This is a genomic window from Rothia nasimurium (genome assembly GCF_049068285.1).
Lineage (GTDB): Bacteria > Actinomycetota > Actinomycetes > Actinomycetales > Micrococcaceae > Rothia > Rothia nasimurium_I.
This window is the reverse complement of the sequence record NZ_JBLKPV010000009.1, coordinates 120,303-133,460: the sequence shown is the minus strand read 5'-3', so window position 1 is coordinate 133,460 and position 13,158 is coordinate 120,303. Positions and strand designations below refer to the sequence as shown.

Here is a 13,158-nt window from a genome sequence, read left to right as displayed (position 1 = left end):
CAAAAATGGCCCCGCCACGTAAATCTGACATAAATCTGCCCAGCCGTGATACTCGTATGATACTCATTTGCCCAACGTCCCTATCTATACCTATGGCATTGGCCGCCAAATGTGGCAGTGCCACTGCCACTTTTTGGCGGTTGGTGCAAGATAGTGCGCTCATGAACGGGTTGCCAGCCCTGTCTCTGCACGGGGTTTGGTTACCGGTGGTAGCTTTTAACTATGCGTATTAAAGTTCTAGATCACCCCCTGGTCGATCATAAAATCACTGTCCTTCGCGACAAGAACACCCCTTCTCCCACCTTCCGTCAGCTGGTTGATGAGCTAGTGACCCTGCTGGCCTACGAAGCGACCCGGGAAATCCGTGTTGAGCCCCGCGAGGTTGAGACTCCTGTGGCTACCACTGTAGGCTCCCATATTGCTAACCCCCGCCCGCTAATCGTCCCGATCCTCCGCGCCGGCCTGGGTATGCTCGAAGGTATGACCCGCCTGATCCCCACCGCCGAAGTGGGCTTCTTGGGAATGGCTCGTAATGAGGAAACCCTGGATATTGTCACCTACGCAGAGCGCCTGCCTGAGGATCTTACCGGCCGCCAGGTTTACGTCCTGGATCCCATGCTGGCAACCGGTGGCACCCTGATTGAAGCTATCAAGTTCCTGCGTGCCCGCGGTGCTGAGCATATTACCTGTATCTGTGTGCTCGGTGCTCCTGAAGGTATCGCTGCCCTTGAAAAGGGTGTTGAAGGCCTTGAGAACATTGATCTCTTCCTGGCTGCCCAGGACGAGCGCCTGAATGAGAAGTCCTACATTGTGCCCGGTTTGGGCGATGCTGGCGACCGTTTGTACGGCGTCGCTGGCTAAGTGGTCTTTTGTGGGCGGGGCGTTCAGTCTGATGGGCTGGGCACCCCGCTTGTTTTTTAGGGCCGGACGGGCGCGCGGCGGCTGGGTGGGGCCTTGCAGTATTGCATGGTGAGACGCTGGTAAAAATATATCCCTTGACAAATGATGTAGAACACGTTCTAGCTCACGCGAGGGTATGTAGGGAAAAAATATGCAAGACTCGCCCCGGAAACTCGCAAAATCTTCCGTGAATTGCTGCAAATATATTCTTTTTCCTGGAAAAAATATCAGCCTGGCCGAGGGGTAAAGGCGGGCGTGGGCAAAATTCCCAAGAGATTTTTTCAAATGTTACTTGATTTATACGCACCGAGCGACAACGATTAAAAGTAGACAGCAACCCTCATCACACATGCTGCCTATCAGGAACCACACATCTTGTTATTGAGAGATAAGGGAGAAGGTAGACAAATGTCAGGTGCACCGGGATACGTACACATCTCACAGCGCAACCGCTCTGCCGCACAGCGCCAGCATGGCGCCGCCGGTCTTGGTCGTGGCCTTGCAAAGCAGCAGCCTACGAATCTTCGCCCGATGACCTATAAGCCAGAACCCCCTCGCGCGATTGCGCCTGAGAATGAAGCCCGTGGCTTCGTGATTTATGTTGGCCTCAGTGAAGAAGCAGCGGCCAGCCACGGAACCTCCCTGGTCCGTATCGTCCAGGACACCCGCGCCTATGTCCAGAATCAGGTGCCCGGTGCGGAATCCTACGCGGCCGTAGCCCTAGCCCCTTCTGACGCCCAGGGAACCGACCTTGAGGTCGTCCGCAACGCCCTGGGTGACCCCACCGCCGTACACTACCAGCCTGAGGCTGTTTCAACGGCGGCCCACCAGACGTCCGCCGAAGACGTCAAGCCCACCCACAGCGTTGGCGTCCTGATCGACCTCTCACGCCGCGAAGTATTCCTGGACGGCGAACTGCTGAACCTGACCTACAAGGAATTTGAACTCCTCAACTACCTGGTAGAGAACGGCCAGCGCACCGTTGCCCGCGAAGAGCTGCTGACCAGCCTCTGGCGCGATGCTGAAGAAGTGCCTAATGAGCGCACTATCGACGTCCATATCCGCCGCCTGCGTTCTAAGCTGGGCCGCCTGTCTAACACCGTGCGTACCGTCCGCGGCCAGGGGTACCGCTTCTATGAGCACCCCGAGGTTGTCGTCTGGGCAGCACCCGAGTATTCCATCTAAGGTTCCTCCACAAGGCGCCGTCGCTGGCTTCACAGCCAGAAGGCGGCGCCTTTGCTATAGCCGGAGAGGGGCGGACGTTAGGCCCTGCCTGAAAAATTCCGGCACCTTACCGGCTCACGGGCATTTTCTGGTACAAACCTTCACGGGGGGAAGCCGTAAAGTAGAGGACATGACTTCTACTGCCCTCAAGACTGCCCTGGTTGGATCTGGCCCTCTCAAAACCGTCTTCCTGCACGGTTTACTGGGGCGCGGCAAAAACTTCACCCGAATCGCCAAAGCCCTGGGGGAGAACGTACAGACCTTACTGGTTGACCTGCCCAACCACGGGGCCAGCTACTGGACCGACACCTTCGACTACCGGATCATGGCAGACCTCGCTGCAGAAGCTATCGAAGAATACGCGGCAGGGGAGAAGATTATCCTCATGGGCCACTCTATGGGCGGTAAAATCGCGATGCTCCTGGCCCTGCGGCACCCGCACCTGGTTGAAAAGCTGGTCGTCATTGATATTGCCCCGGGTAACTCTAAGGGTAGTTTTGAAATCCTCATGGACTCCATGCTGGGCCTGCCCATTGACACCTACACCACCCGCTCCCAGGCAGATGCTGATCTGGCCATCAATGTCCCTAACGCCGGGGTGCGGGCCTTTCTACTCCAGAACCTTTCCATGTCCAAAGACGGTAACTCCTGGGAACCAAACCTGAAGATGCTCCGGGAAAACCTGGCTGCCATTATGGGGTGGCCCGGGGCGGACGGCCACTTTGACGGCCCCGTTCTGTGGCTGGCCGGGGGGAACTCCCCCTACATCACCGAAGAAGACATTGAGCCGATGAAGGCGCTTTTTCCCCTGGTGCGCAGGGTCGTCATTAAGGGGGCGGGCCACTGGGTTCATTCTGAGAAGCCGGAGGAAACTATTTACGCCCTGCGCCGCTTTATCGGTACCGAAAGCTGAGCTGGCCCGTCCTGACAACTGTCTGTAGGTAGTGCCACCGGTAGGGGCCTGGGCACCTACCCCTGGACCTAACTCCGGACCCCGCGAAGAAGTAGGATAGGGGCATGACCGATTTTGCTCTACCCCGCCACGACGCCCGCACCCTGATTATCATGCGCCATGCAGAGGCTGATTGGGGCTTGGACGACTTCAACCGCCCTCTCACCCGTCGCGGCCACGAGCAGGCCCCCCGAGCTGGTGCCTGGCTGGTGGAGCACGGCTTTATCCCCGAAATGATGGTGAGTTCAGCGGCTCTGAGAACCCGCCAGACAACCACCTGGGTATCTGAGGCCCTGGGGGAGAAAGCGCCGACAGCTAGCTTGGACGAGCGCCTCTACAATGCTCCTGCCTCCCAACTTCTGACGACCATCAACCGCACTCCGGCGGGCGTCCGTTCCCTGATGCTGATTGCCCACCTGCCCGGTGTGCAGGACGCGGCCCTGCAACTGGCGAGCCCGGATTCCGACTACGAGGCCCTGATGGATACCTCCTACGGGTATGCCCCGTCCTCTCTTACTGTCTTTGAAGTGCCCGGTGGCTGGGACGAACTTGTTGAAGGCGAAGCCCGCCTGACCCACTTCGCTACCTTTTAGGCTCTGCCTTCTAGGTTCTAGCGGCCCGGCGATCTTAGCTTGACCGTGTGGGCGGACGGTGGCCCCGGATGCCTTATGCAAGCAGAAAAAACCCCGTTTACTCTAGTCTGACTAGTGTAAACGGGGGTTTCTTTTGTGGCGGAGACGGGGGGATTTGAACCCCCGGTCGAGTTTAACCCCGACCCTTCATTAGCAGTGAAGTCCATTCGGCCGCTCTGGCACGTCTCCAGGTGCTGGTGTGTTCGGCCCGTCAACCTGGCCTAGCAACACAGCTCTACCCATACTAGCGACAAAAGTAGTGGCGGTCAAAACCCCTTGAGATACAGACGTTCACCTTGGAGGTGTCTGAGACCTGCTTGATAAACTGGTATAGATAGCGTCCAACACCCAACAGTAAGGAAATAGGCGTGTCAGAATCGTATAACCAGCACGACCCACAGAATTCACAGCAGAACTACGGCTCCTATAGTGCGCCCAGCGAGCAGCCCTACGCCCAGAACTACAACCAGGTTGCTGTAAACCCTGAGGGGCAGAAGCACGCTCAGAACGCCATGATTTTCGGTATTCTGTCCATCGTGATTGCGGGTCTCGGCGTGGTTTTTGGTCCCCTTGCCCTTTCTCAGGTTCGTAAGGCAGAATCCTACGGGGCAGAGGCAACCGTTGGGAAGGTAACCGGCTGGATCGGCCTGGTTCTGGGTATTCTCTCCCTGCTGTTTATCATCGCCTACATTGCCTTTGTCGTTATTCTGATTGGCACCGCCGGCACGTCTTCTAGCTACTAACACTAGAAGTCTTTAATGTAGAACGGGCGGGGGCAGGCTGAGGCTTGCTCCCGCTTCTGTCTTTGAACCCGGGCATGAAAAAGCCCGCCCCCTTGCGGGAGCGGGCTTTAGCTTGCGGATGGTGTGGGATTTGAACCCACGAGACGGGGTTGCCGCCTACTGGTTTTCAAGACCAGCTCCTTCGGCCGCTCGGACAACCATCCAAACTGTGCATAGCACTCGTACCATACTACCCGCTTTCTGGTCTGTTGCCAAATTGCTGGGTTTGTGCTTTGAGTCTCGCTCAAGAGGGGACTGGAAGCGCCTGCTGTGACTAGGCTAGAGACCAAAAGAACCAGGGTAAGCCTTTGAGAAGCTAGCTACCCTAGGCGGCGGACGCGGGGGTTGGGCGTGAATCGCAAGATGCCGGCGTCCTTACATGGCAGAAGGAGAGAAGAGATGCGCGCAATTGTCGAAGCAGAGCACGGGGGCCCTGAGGTCCTGGCGGTAACGGAGCAGCCTGTGCCGGTGCCATCTGCAGGGCAGGTGCTGATAAAGGTGGCAGCTGCGGGGGTGAACCGGGCTGACTGCGTCCAGAGGCAGGGTTTTTACCCGCCACCGCCGGGGGCAAGTTCTATTTATGGCCTGGAGGTATCTGGCACGGTTGAGGCTGTTGGCGAGGGAGTCGATGAGTCTTTGGTGGGCCAGGAGCGCGTTGCCCTGCTGGCCGGTGGCGGGTATGCCGAGTACGTTGCCGTCGATGCTGCCCATACCCTGCCTGTTCCAGCCGGGGTGAGCCTCACGGACGCAGCCGGTCTGATTGAGGTGGCGTCAACGGTCTACTCCAACCTCATCATGACTCTGGGCGCTGGAACCACCCGGGCGGCCAATGACGGTAAAAGCCTGCTGGTTCACGGCGGCAGTGGCGGAATCGGCACCCATGCTCTTGAGCTGGCCCACGCCCTGGGCCTGCAGGTGATAGCAACTGCCGGGAGTGAGGAAAAATGTGACCTGATCCGAGCCCTCGGGGCACACGCGATTAACTACCGCACTGAGAACTTCCGGGAGGTCGTCCGGCACCTCACGGACGGGCGCGGGGTCAACTACCTTTTGGACGTCGTGGGCGGCCCCTACCTGGCTGAGAACATCAAGACCCTGGCCGTGGGCGGTTCCATGGCGGTGATCGGGGTGCAGGGCGGCCCCAAGGGGGAGCTGAACCTGGGGTATATGCTGTCGCGTCGCCTGAGCGTCCATGCCACCTCTTTGCGCTCCCGGCCGGGGGCTGAGAAAGCTAAAATTGTGGACGCTGTTGGCCAGCTGGTCTGGCCCCTGATCGAAGAGGGGGAGATTGGAATCCACACCAGTGCAACCTTCCCCCTGGACGATGCGGCCGCGGCCCACGCCCGGATGGAGGGTCAGGAGAACACGGGAAAGATCCTGCTCATCCCGTGACCTTGCCCCACCCCGCCAAAGGGCCTGTTAGGGTAACCTAAGTAGCAGTAGATGTGAAAGGAGCCCTTTTCGTGGGTATCAAAGACTTCCTGCAGGGACGCAGGGACGACGCCGAACTCGGCAAGGGCCTCTGGCGCCGGGCCCACGACCGTTTCGTGAGGGGCCTTGACCGCTTCCACCAAATTCTTGAACGCGTGCCTGAGGGGCCCCTCCTTGAAGAGGTAATCCCCCTGGCCAACGAGCTGGCCGACGTGCTGCCCCGGGTGCGGGCGGTAGCGTCCGAAGCCCACAAACTGGCCCCCAGCGAGGGGAATGACGTTCCGGCCTCTCCGAGCGGGGTTTATTCTGATCTGCACCGGTCCCTGTCTAAGGCGGGGAATGCCCTGGCCCTCTGCGCCGAGGCGCTGGCTATGACCCGCTGCTCCGGCACCTGCGAGGTTGCTAGTGGTTGCTCTAATACCGAGGGAATTGCCCGCCGGGTTGAGATTGTGCTGAGGCATATTGAGGACGCCGAAGCCCGCCTGGGCGCGGCCCGGCAGGAAGCGCAGGTGGCGGCGTCCTGATGTGGGGTAGCGGGGAGGTGGTCTGGTGAATGTCACCAATATCGCCCCCTTATCCCCAGAACTGTACCTACCGGCAGGGCACCTGCCCGGGTAAGGTAGTGGGGTGCCCGTTCGCACCACTTCAGGGCGCAGACCCACTCGTTGATTGCCTGGGGGAGGCCTACACCCATGAACCGTTATGCCCACATTGACGCTATGCGCGCCTTCGCTGTGTTGCTGGTGGTGTTTTCCCATGCCGGGCTGAGCTTTGTGCCGGGTGGTTCTGGCGTCACTATCTTCTTCGCCATTTCAGGCTTCATCATCACCTATCTCTTGCTGCGAGAGCGGGACAAAACCGGTGCATTTGACGTCCCCGGTTTCTATATTCGCCGCCTGCTCAAGATTGCCCCGCCGCTGATCCTGGCCATTGTGATTCCCACCTTGATTTACAAGGCTGCAGGCGGTGCCGTCGATACTTTCGACTTCTTAGGGCAGGTCTTCTTCTTCTTTAATCTGCGCTACCTGGACTCTCAGATTACGGTGCTCCCGGGCACCCACGTCATGTGGTCCCTATCCATTGAAGAGCAGTTCTACCTGGTTTTTGCGCTGGTGTGGCTGGTGCTGGTGAAGCTGCAGTCCTACCGCATGTATGCGGCCCTGTTGGCGGTGGCTGTGGTGGTCTATTCCTTTATTTCCCGGGTGGCCCTGGGCTTAGCCGGAGCCAGTGATGACCGTATTTACTTCGGTACGGATACCCGGGTTGAGGCTATCGCAATTGGTATGCTGACGGCCCTCTGGTACCACCGGTACGCGGCGGATGAGATGGTCTTGGGGCGGGAGGTTACCGGCCGTCATTACCGCCGCACCGCCTCCCTCAAGGACGGCCGTACCGTGCCCCTGCTGGGCCGGAACTGGGTGCTTTTCGGGGCCTTGGGGGTCTATCTGCTGACCCTGGTGATCCGGGAGGAGACCTTCCGCGACACTATCCGTTACTCCCTGCAGGCCTGGGCTACCGCAGCCATTATTCTGTGGGGTCTGGTGGGCTCCCGCCAGCCCCTGGGGGCGGCAGTTCACCGGATGCTGGCTTGGAGACCCCTGCAGCTCATTGGCCTGTCAAGCTATTCCATTTACCTGGTTCATGACGTCCTCTTCAAGGCCCTAGAGCCCTCCCTCCATTCCCTGCCGCTAGTTGCCCAGGTGGCCCTGTTGGCCACCGTGGGAATCGGTGCGGGCGTCCTCATGTACCTCATCGTTGAGATCCCTGTGCAGCGGTTCAAGGAACGCTACTTCTCTTCCTCCTGGAAGAAGGAGCAGAAGGCTTAAAGGAGCCCCTCAGCCCGGGCCGCTGCAATTGCGGCGGTGCGGTTATCGACGCCCAGCTTGGTGTAGATATGCACCAGGTGGGTTTTGACCGTGGCCTGGGAGATAAAGAGCTTCTCGGCCAGCATTTTATTGGTCGCTCCGGTCTCTAGCAGTTTGAGCAGTTCTAATTCCCGGGTGGAAAGCGTCACCGCCGGCTTGTGCATCCGTTCAACCAGGATGGCAGCTAGTTCCGGGGAGAGGGTGCGCTGCCTTTGGGCTGTTGCCCGCACCGCGGCCTGGACCTGCTCGGGCGGGGCATCCTTGAGGAGGTAGCCCAGAGCCCCTGCCTCAAGGGCAGCGACGATATCGCCCTGGGTGTCGAAGGTCGTCAGAATCAGGACGGGCGGGCCCCCCGCCTCTGCCAGCAGGCGGGTAGCCTCGACCCCGCCGACCGGTTTCATCTGAATATCCATAACCACCACATCGAGGCTCTCCCCCCGCTCGGTGATCTGCCGGACGCACTCTAAGGCGGCGCTGCCGTCGGCCGCTTCAGCTACCACTTCAATATCGGGAAAACCCGCGAACATGGCACGAAGGCCCGCCCGAACAACGGGGTGGTCATCAACGAGCAGGACTTTAACGGTCATGGGAGGCTTCCGGGTCGGTGGTGCGGGGCAGGCGGGCGGTGAGGACGGTACCGTCACCAGAACTTTCTATCTCTAGGCTACCGCTGAGCTGGGCCAGACGGGCTTCGAGGGAGGGGAGGCCGTAACCGGTTCCGGCTTCCGTCAGGGGGACGGAGGCGGAGGGGACGCCCAGTGTCTTCAGGTGGTGCGGGGTAAAGCCCTGGCCGTTATCAAACACATCAAGGGTAATTTCAGTTGGCCAGAGGGTCAGGGTTACCGCTGCCCGGGTGGCCTGGGCGTGGGCAAGGACGTTGGAGAGGGCCCCCTGGGCTACCCTCAGCAGGGTGGCGGCGGTGGGGGCCGGGAGGGCGTTGGCTTCGTCCTCATGACCTTCGAGGATGAAGGTGCAGGTGAGGGTGCTTCCGGCGGCCTGGGCTGTTGCCTGGGTCATGTGGGCTAGGTCTGCGAGCGCTCCCGCTAAGGAGGTGTCGAGGGCTGGGGAGGAGAGGTCTTTGATGAAGCGGCGGGCTTCGGCCAGGTTGGTGGCTGCGGAGTCGTGGATGACGCGGATTTGTTCAGCTGCGGTGGCTGGGTGTCCGGCGGCTAGTGATCCTGCTGCGGCGCGGGATACGAGCACGATGGAGGAGAGTCCTTGGGCGAGGGTGTCGTGGATTTCGCGGGCGAGGCGTTCTCGTTCAGCGACTTTTCCGGCGGCGTATTGTTGGGTGGCTAGTTCGGCTTGGACGGCCCGGAGTTGTTCTGCGAGGGCGTAGTTGCGGGCGGAGTCTTCGCTGAGGGCCCGGTAGGTGAAGGAGACGACGATGGCGAGGAGGGCTCCGAGGGTGGGGCCGATGAGGTAGCCGGGGGCGATGCCGTGCTGGTGGATGTGGTCCCAGCCGAATCCGGCTGGCCCGAGGAGGGGGAGGGTGACGGCTGCGGTGCAGAGGAGGGTTGTTGCGAGGACGCCTGGGGCCGGGGTGAGGAGGTGGAGGTAGAGGAACATGATGGGGAAGACGACCCAGGTGAAGGCGGAGTCTAGGCACATGAGTCCTAGCCAGAGTGTGGTGATGAGGGCGAGCCAGAGGTGGGCGGGACCTAGGCGGGGTGCTGGCTGGTTGGGGGTTGGGCCGGGGCGGCGGATGAGGTCGGTGAGGGTGCGGGGAAGTCCCCTGCGTTTTTCGAGGACGGTGCCCCACAGGTAGAGGCCGCCGAGGGTGAGTGTTAGTCCTCCGATGGCCGCGTGTCGGGTTTCGTAGATGCTCCCTACGAGTGCGAATACGGCCCCGTAGCCGAGCAGGAAGGCGAACATGACGTGCAGGCTGACCCGCAGGGCGGAGAGGACCAGGCGGGACTGTTTCGACACCGGGGCAGGGGTCTGGGGAGGGGTCATGGGGATAACTTTACTGGGGACGGTGCGGCGGGTGGGGCCGGTACTAGGGCAAAGGTGGGCTGACAGAAGGTGCAGGGAATCTGCCAACTGCGGGTGTTGGCTGGGCCGATAACAATCTAGCCTGCCTGGTGTAGCTTCTTCAATCAACCTTTTGGTTGATGGGGGTTTCAACCCTTACCCCGATGTGGGCTGATGGGTAGCCGGGGTTGAATAGAGGTAGTTTCAAAGTCCAGGTGTGATGGAAGGTGATTACCTGTGTTTGTTGGTTGGCGTGACATCCTCTTTGCTAAGGGCCGTTTTGCCCTGATGGGGGCGACGGTTGCCCTTATTACCCTCTTGCTGGTGATGCTGACTGGCCTCACCGGTGGGCTGGGTAATCAGAATACGGACCTGTTGAAGAAGCTCGATGCTGACAAGCTGGTGTTTGTTCCCTCGAATCCGGGGGACGCGGCTTCTTTCACGGATTCTGCTGTGACTGTTTCCTTGGTGGAGCGGTGGGCGTCTGAGGCTGGGGCGGTGGTTCCCCTGGGGTTTGCTACGGGCAAGGTGGAGGGGGCTGGGGCCTCCTCGATGACCCTGGTAGCTGCTCCTGCCGGTAGCCCCCTGCCACAGGCGGTTGCTCCCCTGGTGGAGGGGCTTGAGGCTGCTGATGGCCAGGTGGTTCTCCCTGCCTCTGTGGCTGAGGACATCGACGCGCAGGTGGGTGAGACGGTGATTTTCTCAGGTACTGATCTGACTGTTTCCGGTATTGCTGAAGACTCCTTCTACTCGCACACCGTTGCCGGTTGGGCGACCACCTCCACCTGGCAGGCAGCCACCCACCAGCGCCTGGTTGAGGGGCAGGACGCGGTGGTAGGCACCGTCCTTGCCGTCACCGGGGCTAAGGACGCGGCAGCTACCGCCCAGGCAACTGACTCCCTGGCCCTGAGCCCGCAGGAGGCTTTTGCCGCCCTGCCGTCCTACAAATCTGAGAACGGCTCCCTCATGACCATGCAGGGCTTCCTCTACGGCATTTCAGCCCTGGTCATCGTTTCTTTCCTCACCGTCTGGACTATCCAGCGCACCCGCGATCTTGCCGTCATGCGGGCCCTGGGGGCCTCCCGCTCTTTCTTGACCAAGGACGCCCTCGCCCAGGCAGCCACAGTATTAGCAGCCGGTGCCGGGGTAGGGGCCTTCATTGGTCTGGGTCTGGGGGCGCTCGCGGCCGGGGTGCTGCCCTTCCAGCTGACTGCCGTGACCGTGCTTGGGCCTGCTGCCGGTATCTGGGCCTTGGGTATGGGCGGGGCCTTTATTGCCCTGCGCCGGGTCGCTACCGTTGACCCCATGCTGGCTTTGGGTGGCAACTAGCCCCTCTAGGTTCTTGGACTATCCCTGTACATAGATTTGGAGACTGACCGTGACTGACCTTCTTTCATCCCCTCTGACCCGCCTCACTGATGTGGAAAATCCCGCAGGCGGCCCCCAGCCGGCTGCCCCGGAGAAGCCGGGCGCTGCCGTCCTGGAGCTGCGCGACATTACCCTGGACTACCCCGACGGGGTGGACGCTGACGGTCAGCCGGTTATCCTGCGGGCCTTAGACCGGGTGAACCTGACCCTGAAACGGGGGGATTTTTATGCGCTGACGGGGGCCTCTGGCTCGGGTAAGTCCTCCCTGCTGTCGGTAGCTGCCGGGCTAATTACCCCCACCGGTGGCCAGCGCCTGATCCAGGGGGCTGACACCACCGGCTACAAGGACGCCCAACTAGCTGCCCTGCGCCGCCGTGAAATCGGCTTGATCTTCCAGCAGCCCAACCTGATCCCGTCCCTGACAGCTGCCGAACAGCTTGAACTGGTTGCCCGCATTGGCGGGGCTAAGGGAGCAGGGCTGAAGGAGGCCCGCCGCCGGGCTCAAAACCTTCTGGAGCTTGTGGGGCTGGAAGCAGCCGCCAGCCGGAAGGTCCACCAGTTATCCGGTGGCCAACGGCAGCGGGTCAACATTGCCCGGGCCCTGATGGGGAATCCCTCCCTGCTGCTGGCTGATGAACCCACCAGCGCCCTGGATGCTGAACGCTCCGAAGCGATAGTGAACCTGCTGGGGCAGGTAACTGCCGAGTTCAAGACCGCAACCCTCATGATTACCCACGACCAGGGGCACAGCCGGGCGGTGGATACCGTGCTGACCATGGCTGATGGGCGCCTCCTCGGCTAAAACAACCAGGGCAATTCAGCCTGTGGGATAGACCGCTCACAGGCTGAGTGATCGCCTGTAAAATCTAAGGGTTAGCTGTCTCAACCCAAGGACGATTCCGTGATTAGCTTCCACCGCAACGAACGCGCCGCCTCCCTGCCCGCCCGCCTCTCCCGCTCCTGGCTGCTGGTATCTGCTGCCGCTAGTGAAGAAACTATCGCCGCAGCCCTCGAATCTGAAGCTGATTCGGTCATTATCGATATTGAGGACGGCTGCCCCGAAGAGAAGAAGGACGCCGCCCGTGAGCACGTCGTGGAGATGCTGAACGGCGGTGCGTCCGCCTGGGTGCGTATCAACGGAATTGAATCCGAGCACTGGGCCAAGGACCTTGAAGCCCTGAACAGGGCCAAGGGGCTTAAGGGGGTCATGCTGGCTATGACCGAGCACCCCGACCATGTAACCCGCACCGCTATGATGCTGCCTGCCGGTACCCCCGTGATCGCCCTGATTGAAACCGCCCTGGGTATGGTCAATGTGGTTCGTATTGCTAAGGCCCCTGGCACCTTCCGCCTGGCCTTTGGTGTTGGCGACTACCGGCGAGATACCGGTGTCTCCGATGACCGTATCGCCCTGGCCTTTGCCCGCTCCCAGCTGGTTTTGGCCTCCCGTGTTGGCGGCCTGGCAGGCCCCATTGACGGGCCCTCCGTGGGCAGGTACGGCGGTGACCTACTCCAGGACTGCGCTGTCACCACCAGCCACGGCATGACCGGTAAGCTGACCCTGGATCCAGCCCAGACCGAAACCATCAACGTCGGTTTGGCCCCCTCGGCTGATGAAATCAAATGGGCCCGCGAGCTACTTCAGAAGTCAGAAGGCGAATCTGTTCCCCAGGACGGCTCCTACCTGCCCCGTTTGGCCCGTGCCCGCAAGGTATCGTCCCTGGCCAAGACCTACGGCCTGTGGCGCAGCTAGGGGGGGCACCGTGAAAAAATACTTTAGTTTTGATGAGCGCAGGACGGCCTCCGGCGGCTTCTCCCGCGGATTTTTAGCCCTCTTCGCCTTCCTCCTGGTGCCCGCTGCCTCCCTATGGGTGTTCTACCGCTGGCTCTTTGCCGGTGACACCTCTTGGTTCGCCCTGGCCTTCCTGACCCCTGTCACCGCCTGGGTCTGGGCCTACCTGATCGGCTACGGGGCCGATAACCACCTGGGCGAAGAATAGGGCCGGGTGCCAGATACACAAAAAACCTCC

At 60.8% G+C, this 13,158-nt stretch carries 14 protein-coding genes and 2 tRNA genes; 12 read left to right on the top strand and 4 right to left on the bottom strand.

What is annotated here, in order from left to right; translation table 11 throughout:
- The first annotated feature begins 222 nt into the window (after positions 1 to 222).
- The 4 genes from upp to ACMXX3_RS09180 all read left to right on the top strand — a co-directional run bounded on the left by upp (position 223) and on the right by ACMXX3_RS09180 (position 3,669).
- Positions 223 to 861 (top strand): uracil phosphoribosyltransferase, encoded by a 639-nt coding sequence (gene upp / locus ACMXX3_RS09195; RefSeq protein ID WP_421084413.1) that lies wholly within the window; start codon positions 223 to 225, stop codon positions 859 to 861.
- A gap of 447 nt (positions 862 to 1,308) precedes the next feature.
- Entirely contained in the window at positions 1,309 to 2,085 is a 777-nt protein-coding gene (locus ACMXX3_RS09190) for a winged helix-turn-helix domain-containing protein (protein WP_421084412.1), read from the top strand.
- 169 nt (positions 2,086 to 2,254) lie between these two features.
- A complete protein-coding gene (locus ACMXX3_RS09185) occupies positions 2,255 to 3,037 on the top strand; it encodes an alpha/beta fold hydrolase (RefSeq protein WP_421084411.1) in 783 nt (260 codons plus the stop codon).
- A 104-nt stretch (positions 3,038 to 3,141) separates the two neighbouring features.
- Positions 3,142 to 3,669 carry a SixA phosphatase family protein gene (locus ACMXX3_RS09180; protein WP_421084410.1) on the top strand — a complete coding sequence of 176 codons (528 nt, stop codon included), beginning with the start codon at positions 3,142 to 3,144 and terminating at the stop codon, positions 3,667 to 3,669.
- 136 nt (positions 3,670 to 3,805) lie between these two features.
- Here ACMXX3_RS09180 and ACMXX3_RS09175 read toward each other — a convergent pair.
- A tRNA-Ser gene (locus ACMXX3_RS09175) sits at positions 3,806 to 3,897 on the bottom strand.
- Positions 3,898 to 4,076: 179 nt separating this feature from the next.
- Between ACMXX3_RS09175 and ACMXX3_RS09170 the strand changes: the two genes are divergently transcribed.
- A complete protein-coding gene (locus ACMXX3_RS09170; protein ID WP_421084409.1) occupies positions 4,077 to 4,451 on the top strand; it encodes a hypothetical protein in 375 nt (124 codons plus the stop codon).
- A 115-nt stretch (positions 4,452 to 4,566) separates the two neighbouring features.
- Here the strand turns inward: ACMXX3_RS09170 and ACMXX3_RS09165 are convergent.
- Positions 4,567 to 4,654 (bottom strand) — tRNA-Ser (locus ACMXX3_RS09165).
- Between the two features lie 235 nt (positions 4,655 to 4,889).
- Here ACMXX3_RS09165 and ACMXX3_RS09160 point away from each other — a divergent pair.
- The 3 genes from ACMXX3_RS09160 to ACMXX3_RS09150 all read left to right on the top strand — a co-directional run bounded on the left by ACMXX3_RS09160 (position 4,890) and on the right by ACMXX3_RS09150 (position 7,747).
- Positions 4,890 to 5,882, top strand: a complete 993-nt coding sequence (locus ACMXX3_RS09160) for an NAD(P)H-quinone oxidoreductase (RefSeq protein ID WP_421084408.1) — start codon at positions 4,890 to 4,892, stop codon at positions 5,880 to 5,882.
- Between the two features lie 71 nt (positions 5,883 to 5,953).
- Positions 5,954 to 6,445 carry a dehydrogenase gene (locus ACMXX3_RS09155; protein WP_421084407.1) on the top strand — a complete coding sequence of 164 codons (492 nt, stop codon included), beginning with the start codon at positions 5,954 to 5,956 and terminating at the stop codon, positions 6,443 to 6,445.
- Between the two features lie 168 nt (positions 6,446 to 6,613).
- Positions 6,614 to 7,747, top strand: a complete 1,134-nt coding sequence (locus ACMXX3_RS09150; RefSeq protein WP_421084406.1) for an acyltransferase family protein — start codon at positions 6,614 to 6,616, stop codon at positions 7,745 to 7,747.
- Here the strand turns inward: ACMXX3_RS09150 and ACMXX3_RS09145 are convergent.
- The gene (locus ACMXX3_RS09145; protein ID WP_421084405.1) at positions 7,744 to 8,373 is read right to left on the bottom strand and encodes a response regulator; all 630 of its coding nucleotides are present in this window, start codon (positions 8,371 to 8,373) and stop codon (positions 7,744 to 7,746) included. The two genes, ACMXX3_RS09150 and ACMXX3_RS09145, sit on opposite strands and share 4 nt — an antisense overlap.
- Positions 8,363 to 9,742, bottom strand: coding sequence for a sensor histidine kinase (locus ACMXX3_RS09140; RefSeq protein WP_421084404.1), 1,380 nt, complete (start codon positions 9,740 to 9,742; stop codon positions 8,363 to 8,365). Before ACMXX3_RS09140 ends, ACMXX3_RS09145 begins: the two co-directional genes overlap by 11 nt.
- 255 nt (positions 9,743 to 9,997) lie before the next feature.
- Here ACMXX3_RS09140 and ACMXX3_RS09135 point away from each other — a divergent pair, with 255 nt between their 5' ends.
- The 4 genes from ACMXX3_RS09135 (at position 9,998) to ACMXX3_RS09120 (ending at position 13,128) form a co-directional block, all read left to right on the top strand.
- Positions 9,998 to 11,089, top strand: coding sequence for an ABC transporter permease (locus ACMXX3_RS09135; protein WP_421084403.1), 1,092 nt, complete (start codon positions 9,998 to 10,000; stop codon positions 11,087 to 11,089).
- A 49-nt stretch (positions 11,090 to 11,138) separates the two neighbouring features.
- Positions 11,139 to 11,930 (top strand): ABC transporter ATP-binding protein, encoded by a 792-nt coding sequence (locus ACMXX3_RS09130; protein ID WP_421084402.1) that lies wholly within the window; start codon positions 11,139 to 11,141, stop codon positions 11,928 to 11,930.
- Positions 11,931 to 12,029: 99 nt separating this feature from the next.
- Positions 12,030 to 12,881, top strand: a complete 852-nt coding sequence (locus tag ACMXX3_RS09125) for an HpcH/HpaI aldolase/citrate lyase family protein (RefSeq protein ID WP_421084401.1) — start codon at positions 12,030 to 12,032, stop codon at positions 12,879 to 12,881.
- Positions 12,882 to 12,891: 10 nt separating this feature from the next.
- Complete coding sequence (locus ACMXX3_RS09120) at positions 12,892 to 13,128, top strand: hypothetical protein (RefSeq protein ID WP_421084400.1); 237 nt, start codon at positions 12,892 to 12,894, stop codon at positions 13,126 to 13,128.
- Positions 13,129 to 13,158 lie beyond the last annotated feature (30 nt).

Bases quoted from the DNA above. Each gene is read 5' to 3' on its own strand.
- upp (WP_421084413.1), top strand. From the start codon at position 223: ATGCGTATTAAAGTTCTAGATCACCCCCTGGTCGATCATAAAATCACT.
- ACMXX3_RS09190 (WP_421084412.1), top strand. From the start codon at position 1,309: ATGTCAGGTGCACCGGGATACGTACACATCTCACAGCGCAACCGCTCT.
- ACMXX3_RS09185 (WP_421084411.1), top strand. From the start codon at position 2,255: ATGACTTCTACTGCCCTCAAGACTGCCCTGGTTGGATCTGGCCCTCTC.
- ACMXX3_RS09180 (WP_421084410.1), top strand. From the start codon at position 3,142: ATGACCGATTTTGCTCTACCCCGCCACGACGCCCGCACCCTGATTATC.
- ACMXX3_RS09160 (WP_421084408.1), top strand. From the start codon at position 4,890: ATGCGCGCAATTGTCGAAGCAGAGCACGGGGGCCCTGAGGTCCTGGCG.
- ACMXX3_RS09150 (WP_421084406.1), top strand. From the start codon at position 6,614: ATGAACCGTTATGCCCACATTGACGCTATGCGCGCCTTCGCTGTGTTG.
- ACMXX3_RS09145 (WP_421084405.1), bottom strand. From the start codon at position 8,373: ATGACCGTTAAAGTCCTGCTCGTTGATGACCACCCCGTTGTTCGGGCG.
- ACMXX3_RS09140 (WP_421084404.1), bottom strand. From the start codon at position 9,742: ATGACCCCTCCCCAGACCCCTGCCCCGGTGTCGAAACAGTCCCGCCTG.